This window comes from Agromyces zhanjiangensis (assembly GCF_040496055.1).
Taxonomy (GTDB): domain Bacteria; phylum Actinomycetota; class Actinomycetes; order Actinomycetales; family Microbacteriaceae; genus Agromyces; species Agromyces zhanjiangensis.
Genome location: NZ_JBEPKB010000003.1, coordinates 260,452 through 274,824, shown reverse-complemented (window position 1 = coordinate 274,824; position 14,373 = coordinate 260,452). Strand labels below are relative to the sequence as shown.

15 protein-coding genes are annotated in these 14,373 nt (G+C 71.5%); 6 read left to right on the top strand and 9 right to left on the bottom strand.

The genetic code is table 11. The features are described 5' to 3' along the window. Positions 1-13: 13 nt before the first annotated feature. The 5 genes from ABME02_RS07560 to ABME02_RS07540 form a co-directional block, all read right to left on the bottom strand. Complete coding sequence (locus tag ABME02_RS07560) at positions 14-1,264, bottom strand: ABC transporter substrate-binding protein (protein ID WP_353814662.1); 1,251 nt, start codon at positions 1,262-1,264, stop codon at positions 14-16. 96 nt (positions 1,265-1,360) lie between these two features. Then, a complete protein-coding gene (locus tag ABME02_RS07555; RefSeq protein WP_353814661.1) occupies positions 1,361-2,245 on the bottom strand; it encodes a carbohydrate ABC transporter permease in 885 nt (294 codons plus the stop codon). Then, complete coding sequence (locus ABME02_RS07550; RefSeq protein ID WP_353814660.1) at positions 2,238-3,206, bottom strand: carbohydrate ABC transporter permease; 969 nt, start codon at positions 3,204-3,206, stop codon at positions 2,238-2,240. Before ABME02_RS07550 ends, ABME02_RS07555 begins: the two co-directional genes overlap by 8 nt. Next, on the bottom strand, positions 3,203-4,411 hold the full coding sequence (locus ABME02_RS07545) for an ROK family protein (RefSeq protein ID WP_353814659.1): 1,209 nt from the start codon (positions 4,409-4,411) through the stop codon (positions 3,203-3,205). Before ABME02_RS07545 ends, ABME02_RS07550 begins: the two co-directional genes overlap by 4 nt. A gap of 176 nt (positions 4,412-4,587) precedes the next feature. Beyond that, complete coding sequence (locus ABME02_RS07540; protein WP_353814658.1) at positions 4,588-5,538, bottom strand: trypsin-like serine peptidase; 951 nt, start codon at positions 5,536-5,538, stop codon at positions 4,588-4,590. 358 nt (positions 5,539-5,896) lie between these two features. Between ABME02_RS07540 and purF the strand changes: the two genes are divergently transcribed. Continuing rightward, a complete protein-coding gene (gene purF, locus ABME02_RS07535) occupies positions 5,897-7,354 on the top strand; it encodes an amidophosphoribosyltransferase (protein ID WP_353814657.1) in 1,458 nt (485 codons plus the stop codon). A 54-nt stretch (positions 7,355-7,408) separates the two neighbouring features. Further along, on the top strand, positions 7,409-7,804 hold the full coding sequence (locus tag ABME02_RS07530; RefSeq protein WP_353814656.1) for a hypothetical protein: 396 nt from the start codon (positions 7,409-7,411) through the stop codon (positions 7,802-7,804). Here ABME02_RS07530 and ABME02_RS07525 read toward each other — a convergent pair. Both ABME02_RS07525 and ABME02_RS07520 read right to left on the bottom strand, forming a co-directional pair. After that, on the bottom strand, positions 7,777-8,235 hold the full coding sequence (locus ABME02_RS07525) for a hypothetical protein (RefSeq protein ID WP_353814655.1): 459 nt from the start codon (positions 8,233-8,235) through the stop codon (positions 7,777-7,779). The genes ABME02_RS07530 and ABME02_RS07525 overlap by 28 nt on opposite strands. Before the next feature lie 160 nt (positions 8,236-8,395). Beyond that, positions 8,396-8,776 carry a sterol carrier family protein gene (locus tag ABME02_RS07520; protein ID WP_353814654.1) on the bottom strand — a complete coding sequence of 127 codons (381 nt, stop codon included), beginning with the start codon at positions 8,774-8,776 and terminating at the stop codon, positions 8,396-8,398. Positions 8,777-8,873: 97 nt separating this feature from the next. On the opposite strand from ABME02_RS07520, the gene purD reads away from it, so the two are divergent. The 3 genes from purD to ABME02_RS07505 are packed head-to-tail and all read left to right on the top strand — an operon-like array spanning position 8,874 to position 12,154. After that, entirely contained in the window at positions 8,874-10,184 is a 1,311-nt protein-coding gene (gene purD / locus ABME02_RS07515; protein ID WP_353814653.1) for a phosphoribosylamine--glycine ligase, read from the top strand. Positions 10,185-10,236: 52 nt separating this feature from the next. Further along, positions 10,237-11,181: a phosphoribosylaminoimidazolesuccinocarboxamide synthase gene (locus ABME02_RS07510; protein ID WP_353814652.1), complete on the top strand. Its 945-nt coding sequence runs from the start codon at positions 10,237-10,239 to the stop codon at positions 11,179-11,181. 58 nt (positions 11,182-11,239) lie between these two features. Continuing rightward, positions 11,240-12,154: a VOC family protein gene (locus ABME02_RS07505; protein WP_353814651.1), complete on the top strand. Its 915-nt coding sequence runs from the start codon at positions 11,240-11,242 to the stop codon at positions 12,152-12,154. 13 nt (positions 12,155-12,167) lie between these two features. Here ABME02_RS07505 and ABME02_RS07500 read toward each other — a convergent pair whose 3' ends face one another. Continuing rightward, positions 12,168-12,809 (bottom strand): TetR/AcrR family transcriptional regulator, encoded by a 642-nt coding sequence (locus tag ABME02_RS07500; RefSeq protein WP_353814650.1) that lies wholly within the window; start codon positions 12,807-12,809, stop codon positions 12,168-12,170. A 241-nt stretch (positions 12,810-13,050) separates the two neighbouring features. Next, positions 13,051-13,347, bottom strand: a complete 297-nt coding sequence (locus ABME02_RS07495) for a DUF1905 domain-containing protein (RefSeq protein WP_353814649.1) — start codon at positions 13,345-13,347, stop codon at positions 13,051-13,053. 124 nt (positions 13,348-13,471) lie between these two features. Here ABME02_RS07495 and kynA point away from each other — a divergent pair, with 124 nt between their 5' ends. Further along, a complete protein-coding gene (kynA, locus tag ABME02_RS07490; protein ID WP_353814648.1) occupies positions 13,472-14,368 on the top strand; it encodes a tryptophan 2,3-dioxygenase in 897 nt (298 codons plus the stop codon). Positions 14,369-14,373 lie beyond the last annotated feature (5 nt).

Genomic DNA, 14,373 nt, shown 5'->3' with positions numbered 1-14,373 from the left:
GTGGTGCGAGCGGTCAGCCGCCGATCGCGGCGTTGATGCGCTCCTCGGCGGAGTCGAGCGCCTCCTGCACGGTCTTGCGTCCGGCCTGCGCCTCGACGAGCTCCTCGGTCATGATGTCCTGCATCTCCTGCTGGCCCTCGGCGACCACGGGCGGGAGCGCGACGTCCTCGAGCGAGTCGAAGACGGCCTGGCGGTTCTCCGGGTCGCCGAGCGTCAGGTAGCTGTCGAGCGCGGCCTCGTCGGAGGTCGCCGGCAGCTCCCAGCCCGCGTCGAGGCGGGTCTGGACCATGACGTCGCCCGAGGTGAGGTACTCGGCGAACGCCGCCGCGGCCTCCTGGTGCTCCGAGCCGGCGGAGACGCCGACCGCGTTCGAGAAGAGCGCGCTCGCCTGCTGCGTGTTGCCCGGCTCGACCGCGATGTCCCAGCCGAACGGCACGTCGGCGAAGGCGCCGAACATCCAGATGCCGGTGTGCAGCATGGCGAGCTCGCCGTCGAGGAACAGGTTGGTGTCGAAGTCGGGCGTTCCCTGGCCGTCCTCGATGCTCGGCATCGTCGTGCCGCTCTTGCCGACGAGCCACTCGGCGGCCTCGACGCCCTCGGGCGTGTTGAACGCGACCGCGGTGCCGTCCCCGTTCAGGAACTCGCCGCCGTTCTGCGCGAGCACCTTGTAGTACTCGTAGAAGCTGACGGGCTGGTGGTCGCCCCAGACGCCGGCGGCCTCGTCGGTGAGCTCCTCGGCCGCGGCCTGCTCGTCGGCCCAGGTCCACTCCGAGGTCGGCGTCTCGACGCCCGCGGCCTCGAAGAGGTCGGCGTTGTAGAAGAGGACGACGGTCGAGAACGAGCTGGGCAGCGCGTACTGCGTGCCATCCGCCTGGTATGCCTCGAGAACGCTCGCGCGATAGGCGGACGGGTCCTCGGGATCGAGCTCGGCGAGCACGCCGTTCGCCTGGTACTGCGCGAAGTTCGCGTACTCGATGTCGAAGACGTCCGACACCGTTCCCGCGGCGAGGTCGGTCTGCAGCGCCGTGCCGTAGTCGGCGTAGGGCAGCGTCGTGACCTCGACCGTGACGTCGGGGTTCTCCTCCTCGAAGGCATCGACGATGGCCTGGAGGTTCTCCTCGTTGCCGCCGTTCGAGATGAAGTTCGTATACGTGATCGTGACGGGGCCGTCGGCCTCGCCGGACGAGTCGCCGGCCGAGCAGCCGGTCAGGGCGAGGGCGGTGGCGGCGACGATGCCGACGCCGGCCAGTGCTGTGGTCCTCATGGTGCGTATCTCCTTCGATAGGGGTGAGGCGTGGGTCGGTGATGGATGGATGGGTGGATGGAGCGGGTGTTCGGGACGCGGGCGCGGCTCGCGACCTCACTTGAGGCCGGTGTTCGCGACCCCCTGGATGACGTACTTCTGGGCGAACAGGTAGATGGCGAGCATCGGCAGGATGCTCACGACGGAGCCGGCCATGACGATGTCCCACTGCGTCGTGTACTGGCCCTGGAGGCCGGCGAGGGCGACCGGCAGCGTCTGCAGCTCGGGCGAGCGCAGGACGACGAGCGGCCACAGGAAGCTGTTCCAGCTGCCCATGAACGCGAACACCGCGAGCGTCGCGAGCGCCGGACGGATGTTCGGCAGGATCACGGTCCAGAAGATCCGGAAGTGACCGGCCCCGTCGAGCGCCGCGGCCTCGTCGAGCTCGAACGGCACCTGGTTCATCGCCTGGCGCAGGAGGAATACTCCGAACGCGGCGGCGAGCGTCGGCAGCAGCGCGCCGAGGTAGGTGTCCACGAGGCCCCAGGCCCGCAGCTCGGCGAACAGCGGCACGACGAGCACCTGCAGCGGGATCATCATCGTCGCGAGGTAGATGCCGAAGAGCACCGTGCGGCCCCGGAACGGCAGTCGGCTGAACGCGTACGCCGCCGTCGCGCTCGTGAAGAGCTGCGCAAGCGTCGTGATGGTCGCGAGCAGCAGGCTGTTGCCGACGACCCGGGCGAAGGGCAGGTCGGCGAAGAGCCGCTGGTACGCGTCGAGGCTCGCGTCCGCCGGGATGAGCGAGGGGGACGAGCTCAGTCCGCTGCCCGGGGTCAGGGACGTGACGACCGTCCAGTAGAACGGGAAGAACATCGCCAGGGCGCCGAGCACCATGATCACGTGCAGCACCACGCTGCGGGCGAGCGCCGCACGCGCGGCGTCCGTGCGACGGCGGATGCCGCCGGCCCGAGCCGTCGTGGGGGCGAGCGTCGTCTCAGCCATAGTTCACCCACTTGCGCTGACCGCGGATCTGGATGACCGTGACGGCGAGGATCACGACGAACAGCAGCCACGAGAGCGCGGACGCCTCGCCCGCCTTCCCGTACCGGAAGGTCAGGTCGTAGATCTGCTGCACGACGACCTGGGTCGCACCGCCCGGTCCTCCGCCGGTCATCGCGTACACCTGGTCGAAGACCTGGAAGCCGTTGATGAGCGAGATCACGATGACGAAGAAGGTCGCGGGCGAGAGCAGCGGCAGCGTCACGGAGAAGAGCCGGCGCCACCATCCCGCCCCGTCGACGCGTGCGGCGTCGAGCAGTTCGGGATCGATCGCCTGGAGGCCGGCGAGCAGGATGACCATCACGAAGCCGAGGTCCTTCCACGCCGACGCGAGGATGATCGACGGCATCGCCCAGGCCGGGTCGGTCCACCACCCGGGGCCGTCGATGCCGAACCAGGCGAGCACGGTGTTGACGACGCCGTTCGACGGGTTGAGCAACCACCGCCAGACGAGGGCGACGACGATCCAGCTCGTGATGACGGGGAGGAAGTACACGCCGCGGAGGACCGTCCGGCCGCGCAACGCGGTGTTCAGCGCGAGCGCGATCGCGAGCCCGCCGACGTACACGAGCGGCAGGTAGCCGACGATGTAGGTCAGCGTGTGGAGGAACACGTCGGCCGTCTCGGGATCGGTCAGCAGGTTCGCGTAGTTCTCGAGGCCGACCCACTGCGCGGGTGCGAGCAGGTTCCACTCGGTGAGGCTGATCCACGCCGCGGCGACCATCGGACCGAGGACGAACAGGAGGAGCGGCACTGCGCTCGGCAGCAGGAAGGCGAGCACCGTGAGCGCGTACCGGAGCCGGCGAGCGCGGCGGCCGGGGGTCCGCGGCGCGCGGTCGCGCGACGCGGTCGGACGCGGATCGGCGCCGACGTCGGCGGCGGCCTCGCCGATGAGCGCGGTCATCGGCGCACCACCTGGCCGACGAGGCGTTCGCGGATGAGTCGCCCCTGGTCGCCGGCCGACCCGGCGGAGTCGAACGGCATCGCGAGCACGAGGGCGGCGGCGCCCTGCGCCCAGCTCTCGTCCTGCCAGGTCTCGATCTCGACGGGGAGGCTCCTGCGGTGGCGGAGGAGGTGCGATCGGAACGCCGGCTCGAACCCGGGCGACCAATGGCGCCAGCCGGTCGTGCCCTCGCCGAGGACGACGACGAGGGCCGGGTCCACGGTGTGCACGACGCCGGCGAGGGTGCGCCCGAGCAGTCGGCCGGCCTCGCGGTAGATGGCCGCCGCGCCGTGGTCGCCGGCGTCGGCCGCGGCGAGCAGGTCGTCGATGCCGCCGTCCGGCATGATCACGCCGAGCTCGCGGGCGTCGCGGACGAGCGCTCCCTCGCCGATGTGCGCCTCGAGGCATCCGTCGTTGCCGCATCCGCACCGGGGGCCGTCGTCGGCGACGGGGAAGTGACCGATCTCGCCCGCGCCGCCGGAGGCGCCGCGCAGCACGTTGCCGTCGAGCACGACCCCGGCGCCGACGCCCGTGCCGATCGTGACGACGAGGAAGTTGTCGTGCGAGCGGCCGAGGCCGAAGAGGCGCTCCGCCACCGCGAGGGCGTTCACGTTGTTCTCGACGACGACGGGAAGGCCGGTCGCACGGCGGAGGGCGTCTCCGAGCTCGACGCCGCTCCAGCCGAGCTGGGCCGAGTCCACGACCCCGTTGCCGAGGCGGTCGACGCTGCCCGGCACGCCGACTCCGAGGCCGAGCACCGTGGTGCCGTCTCCCGAGGCGATGAAGCCGCGGATGCGCTCGACGAGTCCGGCGATGAACGTGCTGGCCGTCGCGTCGAACGGCTCGCTCGCCGAGCGGACCACGCGGCCGTCGACGCCGACCTCCACGAAGGCCACGTGGTCGGCGACCACCTTGACGCCGATGGCGTGCCCGGCCGAGGTCGCGAGGCCCAGCATGCGCGCCGGGCGCCCGCCGTTGGAGGGCGCCTGCTCGAGCTCGACGAGCAGGCCGTCGGCGAGCAGCTCCTTCACGAGCTGCGTGATGAGCGCGGGCGAGAGCGCCAGGACCCGGGCGAGCTCGGCACGCGAGGCGGGGCCGTCGGCGCCGAGCCGGGCGAGGATCGCCGAGCGGTTGACGTCGGTTCGGTTGCTGGAGTGGATCGCCATCGATGCCTCTGTGTCCGTGGAGCAGGTCGTCCTGCGGGGTCGAGGCTTAATTTAGAACTAAACAAAGTCGGAAAGCAACCCCCGATCGTCGCCGGCACGACGAAGCGCCCCGACCGGTCCCTCGGTGCGGGGCGCTCCGCGCTCCGGCGGCCGCGCTCAGCGGCCTCGACGTGCGATCAGGATGCCGCCGCCGTGGCGTAGGTCGACTGGGCGACCGAGCCGTAGTACGGCCCGAACATGACGTTCGGGATGTTGTTGTATCCGAAGCTGTTCACCGAGTTCTGCGACCCGTTGCCGAGGAACCAGGGGCCGCCGGACGAACCGCCGGTCATGTCGCACGGGATGCCCTGCGACTGCGTCTGGCCGTACGGGTCGGCGGTCGCGGTGCCCGCGCAGGACTTCAGCGTCTGCCCGTTGAACGGCGCCGCCGCCGGGTACCCGAACGCCTCGTACGAGAGTCCGCGCGCCTGGTTGAACGAGATCGCCGTGCCCCCGACGGTCGCCTGCAGCGTCTTCCCCGCGACCTGTCCGACCGTCGCGAAGGCCGTGTCGTACGTGATGTCGCCGCCCTTCGTCCACTGGCGGGGCGCCGTGAGGGACGTCGCGACCCACTGCCCGTACGGCGCGGCGCCGTTCTCGTAGGCCGGCACGAACGTCCAGTTCGTGGCGTACTTGCCCTTGCCCGAGTGCACGCAGTGCGCGGCCGTCGCGACGACGCTGCCGTTCGCCGCGCTCACCGAGTTGCCCGAGCACACGTAGTTGCGGCCGTTCAGCGTGAAGAACACCTTGCCGATGTTCGGCACCGGCGACTCGTTCGCGGCCATCGGCGTGATCTCCTGGGCCGGGGCCGGCTTGCCGTAGGTGACCGGCGCGCCGGCGGCGACCTCCGCGGCCGGCGTCGATGCCGACTTGCCGGCCAGCAACACGTCGGCCGGCGCCGCCGTGCGCATGCGCTCCGCGGTCCAGTACCCGGCGGCCGCAGCCCGTTCGGCGGCGGGCACGGCCCGCTGGTCGACGCCCGGCGGCACCGCGGGCGGCGCGGCCGACGCGGCGGTCGGCGCGGCGAGGAGCCCGCAGGCGACGAGGGCGGCGCCGGCGAGTGCCGCGCGCATTGAGGTGAGCTTCATGGAGTGAGCCCTTTCTGAGCAGGCGGCGGCGGTCCCCCCAAAGGTCGCCGCGCCGCAGTTGTGCGAATGCGGGAGAGCGTGGCACACGTCCCCCGTTCGGGGGGAGGGCCCGAGGCATCCTTCGCGGAAATCGAGAACCCGCCGGAGGGATCCGAAAACCTCCCCCGCGTGCACCGCCCGCGATGTATGTTCATCGTTTGGCCGCAGGGCGCCGCTCGGCCGGCAGGCGGCCCCGCCGAGCAGGGCCGCGCTCACGTGAGCAGCGGCGTCCGTTCAGCCGGCTCACACGCGCGCGTGTGCGAGGATGTATCGTCCAGCTCGGACGCATCACCACACCTCCCGAGGAGCCATCGCTCGCATGTGCGGCATCGTCGGCATCGTCTCCACCGAGCCCGTCAACCAGCAGATCTACGACAGCCTCCTCCTCCTGCAGCACCGCGGCCAGGACTCGACGGGCATCGCGACGGCCGACGGACCCGTCTTCCACATGTCGAAGGCCCGCGGCCAGGTGCGCGAGGCGTTCCGCACGCGCGACATGCGTTCGCTGCTCGGCACGATGGGCCTCGGCCACGTCCGGTACACGACGAAGGGCGCCGCCGAGCGCGAGGAGGAGGCCCAGCCGTTCTACGTGAACGCGCCGTACGGCATCATCCTCGTCCACAACGGCAACCTCACGAACACGCGCGAACTCTCGGAGGACCTCTTCCGCATCGACCGCCGCCACGTGAACTCCACGAGCGACACCGAGATGCTGCTCAACGTGCTGGCGACCGAGCTGCAGGGCCGGATCACCGGCCTCGACCTCGACCCCGACCAGGTCTTCCAGGCCGTGTCGCACGTGCACGAGCGCGTCGAGGGTTCGTACGCGGTCATCGCGATGATCGCCGGCTACGGCCTGCTCGCGTTCCGCGACCCGTTCGGCATCCGGCCGCTCATCCTCGGCCGGCGCACGACTGATGCCGGCAAGGAGGAGTGGATCGTCGCGTCCGAGTCGCTCGTGCTCGAGAACGGCGACTACGAGATCGTGCGCGACGTCGAGCCGGGCGAGGCCGTCTTCATCACGCTCGACGGCCAGATGATCTCGCGCCAGTGCGCCGCGAACCCGCGCCTCGTGCCGTGCTCGTTCGAGTACGTCTACCTCGCGCGCCCCGACTCGATCATGAACGGCATCTCGGTCTACGAGGCGCGCCTGCGCATGGGCGACCGGCTCGCGAACACGATCGCGACCCACATGGACCAGGGCGACATCGACGTGGTCATGCCCATCCCCGACTCCTCGCGCCCGGCCGCCATGCAGGTCGCGCAGAAGCTCGGCATCGAGTACCGCGAGGGCTTCTACAAGAACCGCTACGTCGGCCGGACGTTCATCATGCCCGGGCAGGCCGCGCGCAAGCGCTCGGTCCGGCAGAAGCTCAACGCCATGGGCACCGAGTTCCGGGGCAAGAACGTGCTCATCGTCGACGACTCCATCGTCCGCGGCACGACCTCCAAGCAGATCGTCGAGATGGCCCGCGCCGCCGGCGCGAACAAGGTCACGTTCACCTCGGCCGCGCCGCCCGTGCGATTCCCGCACGTCTACGGCATCAACATGCCGAGCCGCGCCGAACTCGTCGCCCACGACCGGAAGATCCCCGAGATCGCCCGCGAGCTCGGCGCCGACCACATGATCTACCAGGAGGTCGAGGACCTCCAGGCCGCGATCACCGAGGGCACCCCGATCGATCGCCTCGACCTGTCGTGCTTCACGGGCGAGTACGTGACCGGCACGGTCACGCCCGAGTACCTCGACTGGGTCGAGCGCACCCAGCTCAGCTGACGCGGGCTCCGGCGCTCACAGGCGGCCTCCGGTCGACCCTGCGAAGCTGACCCCATGGTCGAGCATGTCGAGTACCTCGGGGTCTACGACGCCGACGGCGGCGTCCGCGGCGAGCTCGCCTACCTCGTCGGGCACTTCCTGGGCAGCGCGGAGTGCGCGCTGTGCGACATCACGCACACCTGGCGTCGCAAGCCCGAGTGGGACGACATGGTGCGCCGGCTCGGAGCGCCGTTCGCGCTCCGACATCGCAACGAGGTGACGGATGCCGCGGCGTCGGCCGTCGTCCGGGCCGTGGGCCTGCCCGTCGTGCTCGGCCGCGATGCGTCTGGCGAGTGGCATCCCGTGCTCGGACGCATCGACCTGGAACGCGCCGAGGGCAGCGTGGGGACGTTCGAGCGGCTGCTGCTCGCCGCCCGCACGGATCAGGCCTCGGGCTCGTCGCCCACGTAGTGCGTCGACTCGTGCTCGGCGACGGCCGTGCCGCGGCGCCTCGAGAGCACCCGGTCGATGACCAGTGCGGCGGCGCCGCCGAGGGCGAGCCCGCCCGCGCCGCACCACAGCAGCAGGAACCCGAACACCTGGCCCCGGTCGAACTGCTCGTTCTCGGGGAACGCGAACGTGAGGATCAGTGCGACCAGCACGCCGAGCGCGGCGCCGAGCAGCAGGAAGCTGCCGTAGCGGGGCGACCGGCGCACGGTCACGGCGTCGCTCGTCACGTCGGTCTCGAGGTGCTCGCCCGTCTCGGGGTCGACGTCCATGCGCTCGACCTTCGGTCGGGTGCCGTCATCCGTCATCCCCGGGTCGACGGGAGCGACCGAGGCGTCGGGCGCCGCGCCCGGCTCGGCGGACTCGGCGGGCTCGGGACGGTTCGCATCGCTCACCCGTCCATTCTCCCGCATGCGGCCGGTGCCCCGATCAGCGCATGCGAATCCGCTTCACACCGCCACGCGGCGGCCCATCACGCGAATTCCCATGCGGAATGAAGCCGGAAGGACCGCGAGCGGCACCGGACGACCCACGCGGCGGAGGGCGGCGAGCGGGTCAGCCGAGGCGCGCGGCGTCGATCACGGGCACGACGTCCTCAAGGTCGGCTCGCTGCCCCGAGGCGTGGACGGCGCCGGAGGATCGCGCCTCCGCCCACGCGAGCGAGCCCGTCGCGAGGCCGAGCCAGGTCGCGGCATCCGTCTCGACGACGTTCGGCGGCGTGCCGCGCGTGTGCCTCGGCCCCTCGATGCACTGCACCGCCCCGAAGGGCGGCACGCGCACCTCGACCGTGCCGCCCGGTGCGCCCTCCGCGAGCAGTTGCAGCGTGTAGCGCACGGCGAGCGCGAGCGTGCTGCGGTCGACGGATGCCGCGGCATCCGCTCGCACGAACGCGGCGACCGCGTCGCGCCCCTCGACGTCTCCGATCCTGCGCGGCATCCCACCATCCTCCCCCACGGAGGCGACCGTCGTCGGGCCGGCCCGGGAGGGCGTCACGCGCCCGGTCCGGCGCGAGGGGGTCCGGTAGCCTGAGCGGGTGAGAATCCTCGTCCTCGGTTCGGGCGCGCGCGAGCACGCCATCATCCTCGCCCTGCTCGACGAGGAGGCCGGCCACGAGATCGTCGCGGCGCCCGGCAACGCGGGGATCGCGGCATCCCCCACGTCGTCGTCGCGCGGCAGCGTCGAGACCATCGCGCTCGACCCGACCGACCCGGTGATCGTCGCCGACTACGCGATGGACAACGACATCGAGCTCGTCGTCGTCGGCCCCGAGGCGCCGCTCGTCGCGGGCGTCGCCGACGCGCTGCGGACGAGGGGGATCGCCGTGTTCGGCCCGGGCAAGGCGGCCGCCGCGCTCGAGGGATCGAAGACCTTCGCGAAGCGCATCATGGAGTCGGCGGGCGTGCCGACCGGCCGCGCGAGCCTCGTCGACTCGCTGCCGAAGGTGACCGAGGTGCTCGACGAGTTCGGCGCCCCCTACGTCGTGAAGGCCGACGGCCTCGCCGCGGGCAAGGGCGTGCTCGTCACCGAGGACCGCGAGGCGGCGCTGGCGCACGCCGCGCACTACCTCCAGCAGGGCCCGGTGCTCGTCGAGGAGTTCCTCGACGGCCAGGAGGTCTCGCTCTTCCTGCTCTCCGACGGCACGAACGTGCTGCCGCTCTCGCCCGCACAGGACTACAAGCGACTCCGCGACGGCGACGAGGGCCCGAACACCGGCGGCATGGGCGCGTACTCGCCGCTGCCGTGGCTCGACGACCGCTTCGGCGGTGAAGACGCCTTCGTCGACGAGGTCATCGAGACCATCGCGCTGCCGACCGTGAAGCAGCTGGCCGAGGAGCAGACGCCGTTCATCGGCCTGCTCTACGCGGGGCTGATCCTGACGAGCCGCGGCATCCGCGTCATCGAGTTCAACGCGCGCTTCGGCGATCCGGAGACGCAGGTCGTGCTGCCGAGGCTCGCGACGCCGCTCTCCGGGCTGCTCTACGCGGCCGCCACCGGCGGGCTCGGCGAGCTGCCTCGCCCCGAGTTCCGCACCGACGCGGCCGTCACGGTCGTGCTCGCGAGCGAGGGCTACCCCGAGTCCCCCGAGACCGGGCGCCGGATCGACGGGTTGGACGCCGCGGCATCCGTGCCGGGCGTGCACCTCGCGCACGCGGCCACGGCGGTCGGCTCGACCGAGGACGACGCGGAGCCGCACCTCATCGCGACGGGCGGCCGCGTGCTCAACGTGGTCGCGCTGGGCGACGACTTCGCCGAGGCGCGCCGCCGAGCGTACGAGGCGATCGGACAGCTCCGCCTCGACGGCGGGCAGTACCGCACCGACATCGCCGCGCGGGTCGCGGACTGAGCAGGCGCGCACCCGGGCGGGCTGCGGCATCCGCGACGCGAAGGAGACGGACATGACCCACGTGAACGACCTCACCGGCTGGACCCTCGTCTACTCGGGCAAGGTGCGCGACCTGTACGTGCCCACCGCCCTGATGACCGACGACGACACCTGGACCGGCGACCCCCTGAAGCTCTCGCCCGTCGTCCTCGTCGTCGCGAGCGACCGGGTGAGCGCGTTCGACGAGGTCCTCGAGCCCGAGATCCCCGGCAAGGGCGCGCTGCTCACCTCGCTCACGCGCTGGTGGTTCGACCGGCTGCCCGAGGTGCCGAACCACCTCGCGTACGCGGAGGACGATCGGTACCACGACCTGCCGGAGATCCCGGCCGCGGTCGCCGACCGCGCGATGCTCTGCCGGACGCTGGACATGTTCCCGATCGAGTGCGTCGTGCGCGGCTACCTCACCGGCAGCGGCTACACGGAGTACGTCGCGACGGGTGCGATCGGCGGGCTGCCGCTCCCCGAGGGGCTGCAGGACGGCGACCGGCTCCCCGAGCCCGTCTACACCCCCGCGTGGAAGGCCCCGCTGGGCCAGCACGACGAGAACATCTCCTACGAGCGCACGGTCGAACTCGTGGGCGAGACCGTCGCCGAGCAGCTCCGCGCGATCTCGCTCTCGGTCTTCCAGCACGCGTCCGAGGTCGCGGAGGAGCGCGGCCTGATCCTCGCGGACACGAAGTTCGAGTTCGGCGCCGACCGGGAGCTCGGCATCGTGACGCTCGCCGACGAGGTGCTGACGAGCGACTCGAGTCGCTACTGGGACCTCGAGGCGTACCTGACCGGCGCGACGCCCGAGATCCGCATGGCGAGCTTCGACAAGCAGATCGTGCGCGACTGGCTCGCGGCGAACTGGGACCGGTCCGCGCAGTCGGCGCCGCCGACGCTGCCGACGGAGATCGTCGAGCAGACGGCCGAACGCTATCGGGCGCTCGTGGAGCGGCTGACGCTCGGGCTCTAGGCCGGATCGATGGGGGGTCCGGTGCGGCGGGAGTAGCCGCCGGGAGGACGTGGTTGAAATGGTTGTGCCTACAACTGATTCGGGTGCCGCATCCGGTGCCGCCCCCGACCGCCTCGCCGCCGACACCGCGATGGGCCCGGTGACCCTCCGCGTCGCCGACCTCGACGCCATGATCCGGTACTACCGCGACGGCGTCACGCTCGAGCTCCTGAGCCACGACGGCCCCGTCGCCGTTCTCGGCCGCGGCGGGGTGCCCGCCGTCATCCTCCAGCACGCGCCCGAACTGAAGCACGCGTCGCCCCGCAGCGCCGGGCTGTTCCACACCGCCATCCTGTTCGACACCCGCGAGGCGCTCGCCACCGCGCTCCTCTCGGTCGCGTCGAAGCACCCGGGCACCTTCACCGGCAGCGCCGACCACCTGGTGAGCGAGGCGTTCTACTTCGACGACCCCGAGGGCAACGGCGTCGAGCTCTACTTCGACCGCGACCGGTCGACGTGGAGCTGGACGCACGGCACGGTCGAGATGGCCACGATCTTCCTCGACCCCAACGGCTACCTCCGCGAGCACCTGACCGAGCGAGGGGCGGATGCCGCAGCCGCCGGCCGCGGACTCGGCAGCGCCGGCGTCGGACACGTCCACCTGTCGGTGGGCGACGTCGCGAGCGCGCGCGAGTTCTACGTCGACCGCCTGGGCTTCGACCAGACCGCGACGTACGGCGACCAGGCGCTCTTCGTCAGCGCCGGCGGCTACCACCACCACATGGCGATGAACACGTGGAAGAGCCTCGGCGCCGGGCGCCGGCAGCTCGCGCTCGGCCTCGGCAAGGTCGAGATCCTGGTCCCGACGGCCGACGACCTCGGCGAGCTGGGCGAGCGGATGGCGCACTTCCGCGTCCCGACGCGCGACGACGGTCGCACGGTCGCGTTCGACGACCCGTGGGCGAACGTCGTCGAGGTGCGCTCCGCGCAGTAGCGCGGCGTCGGCGTCAGTCCTCGGGGCGCTTCCGGTGCGACATGTCGTGGAACTCGCCGAAGTCGAGCGCCGCGCCCGGCAGCTCGCGCGCGTCGGGCCGAGCGCGCAGCCCGTCGAGGACGACGGCCAGCTGGCGCCGCCAGAACGGGAGGTAGGTTCCGCCGTACTGGCCGAGCGATCCCAGCATGTCGACGAGCACGCTGATGTCGACCGACGTGACGTCGGGACGCAACGCCCCCTCGGCCTGGGCGCGCGCGACGATGCCGTCGGCGACCGCCTGCAGCTCGGTACCGGGGCGGTGGTCGGGGTCGAGCTCGGCCACGCGGCGCATGACGGCCGGCAGGTACGGGCGCTCGATGAGCCAGGCCGACAGGGTCTCGAGCCAGATCTCGATCGCGTGCCATCCGCTCTCGGCCTCGACGACCTTCGCCGTGAAGGCGCGGAGGTCGTCGACTCCCGTGTCGTAGAGCTCGCGGATCAGGGCGTCGCGGGTCGGGAAGTGACGATACACCGTGCCGGCGCCGACCTCGGCGCGGTTCGCGAGCTCGTCGAGCGGGGCCTCGATCCCGCGCTCGGCGAAGAGGCGCCTGGCCTCGACGAGCAGGCGCTCATGGTTGCGACGGGCATCCCGACGCGACGACACGGTCGTGGTCACGCCTCCAGCGTACGCCCGCGGAACCGGTCGGCGTCGGGCCGGAAGTCATCATGACGCGGCCGCTGTCCGGATCGGCTAGTATTCGGAGCGTCGACTCCGCTTTCCCTAGGGCGGGAGACACGCGCCCACTCGGGGGAGGGGCGTTCGGTGCGGCGGGCCGGGGTGGGTTCCGCTCCAGGGAGCCCGCCGCACCCACTCCACCGGGCCGAGACCGCTCGATCGCCCCGGACCCGTCCGGTTGCTACTCGAGCGTCTCGAGGTGCACGTCGACCGGTTCGCCGGGCTCGATGCCCTCGGCATCGCGCACGGCGCGCTTGAGCGGGAGCGCGTAGCGCTCCGTTCCGGGGAAGATCGAGGTCCGCCACGTCGTGCCGCCGATCGTCGCCGCCACCCGCACCGATCCGAAGCCGCGCGGCATGCGCGGACGGTCCCTGATCTCGTCGGAGAGCTCCTCGGGCACGTCGACGAAGAACCACGAGTCGGCGGCACGCTCGTTCCAGCGATAGACCACCCCCGTGAACCGGTACTCCTCGCGCATGCGACCGACCCTACGCCGGGCCTGCGACGCCGATCACGGCGCCGCGCCATCCGTCCGGGCACCCGGACGCATGCATGCTCGACGACACTGACGAACGTACGCGCCCGATGGCTAGGCTGGCCGCGTGGCAGCACCGAACGACGACCGAGCGGTCGAGGCGGACGAACCAGGCGTCGAGGCGAACACCAGGCGCATCGAGGCATCCGTCGTCACCGACTTCAGCGACCGCATGAGCTACGGCGGCTACCTCGACCTCGACACGCTGCTCGCCGCGCAGCGGCCGATCTCCAGGCCCGAGCACCACGACGAGCTGCTGTTCATCATCCAGCACCAGACCACGGAGCTGTGGTTGAAGCTCGTGCTGCACGAGCTCGAGTCCGCGTGCGAGTTCATGCGCGCCGACGACCTCGCCCCCGCCCTGAAGTGCATCGCGCGCGTGAAGCACATCCAGAAGACGCTCACCGAGCAGTGGTCGGTGCTCGCGACGCTCACGCCGAGCGAGTACGCGCAGTTCCGCGGCGTGCTCGGCAACGCCTCGGGGTTCCAGTCGTACCAGTACCGCGCGGTCGAGTTCACGCTGGGCAACAAGAACGCCAGGATGCTGCAGGTCTTCGAGGCGGATGCCGCGGCGAGCGCGGTCGTGCGCCGCGCCCTCGAGGCGCCGAGCCTGTACGACGAATTCCTGCGGCTGCTCGCCCGGGCCGGGTACGACATCCCCGCCGAGGTGCTCGAGCGCGACGTCACGAAGGCCTGGACCTTCCACTCCGACCTCGTCCCGGTGTTCGCGGCGATCTACGCCGACCCCGAGCACAACTGGGCGGCGTACGAGACCTGCGAGGAGCTCGTCGACCTCGAGGACAACTTCCAGCTCTGGCGGTTCCGGCACCTGAAGACCGTCGAGCGCATCATCGGATCGAAGACGGGCACCGGCGGGTCGAGCGGCGCGCCGTTCCTCAGGCGAGCGCTCGAGCTCACCTTCTTCCCAGAGCTCTACGCGGTCCGCACCGAGATCCCCGGGTGACCGAG

Coding starts and splice junctions, on each gene's coding strand:
- ABME02_RS07550 (WP_353814660.1), bottom strand. CDS start 3,206: ATGACCGCGCTCATCGGCGAGGCCGCCGCCGACGTCGGCGCCGATCCG.
- ABME02_RS07510 (WP_353814652.1), top strand. CDS start 10,237: ATGACCCACGTGAACGACCTCACCGGCTGGACCCTCGTCTACTCGGGC.
- ABME02_RS07540 (WP_353814658.1), bottom strand. CDS start 5,538: ATGAAGCTCACCTCAATGCGCGCGGCACTCGCCGGCGCCGCCCTCGTC.
- ABME02_RS07560 (WP_353814662.1), bottom strand. CDS start 1,264: ATGAGGACCACAGCACTGGCCGGCGTCGGCATCGTCGCCGCCACCGCC.
- ABME02_RS07530 (WP_353814656.1), top strand. CDS start 7,409: ATGGTCGAGCATGTCGAGTACCTCGGGGTCTACGACGCCGACGGCGGC.
- purF (WP_353814657.1), top strand. CDS start 5,897: ATGTGCGGCATCGTCGGCATCGTCTCCACCGAGCCCGTCAACCAGCAG.
- ABME02_RS07555 (WP_353814661.1), bottom strand. CDS start 2,245: ATGGCTGAGACGACGCTCGCCCCCACGACGGCTCGGGCCGGCGGCATC.
- ABME02_RS07545 (WP_353814659.1), bottom strand. CDS start 4,411: ATGGCGATCCACTCCAGCAACCGAACCGACGTCAACCGCTCGGCGATC.
- ABME02_RS07520 (WP_353814654.1), bottom strand. CDS start 8,776: ATGCCGCGCAGGATCGGAGACGTCGAGGGGCGCGACGCGGTCGCCGCG.
- ABME02_RS07495 (WP_353814649.1), bottom strand. CDS start 13,347: ATGCGCGAGGAGTACCGGTTCACGGGGGTGGTCTATCGCTGGAACGAG.
- ABME02_RS07505 (WP_353814651.1), top strand. CDS start 11,240: ATGGTTGTGCCTACAACTGATTCGGGTGCCGCATCCGGTGCCGCCCCC.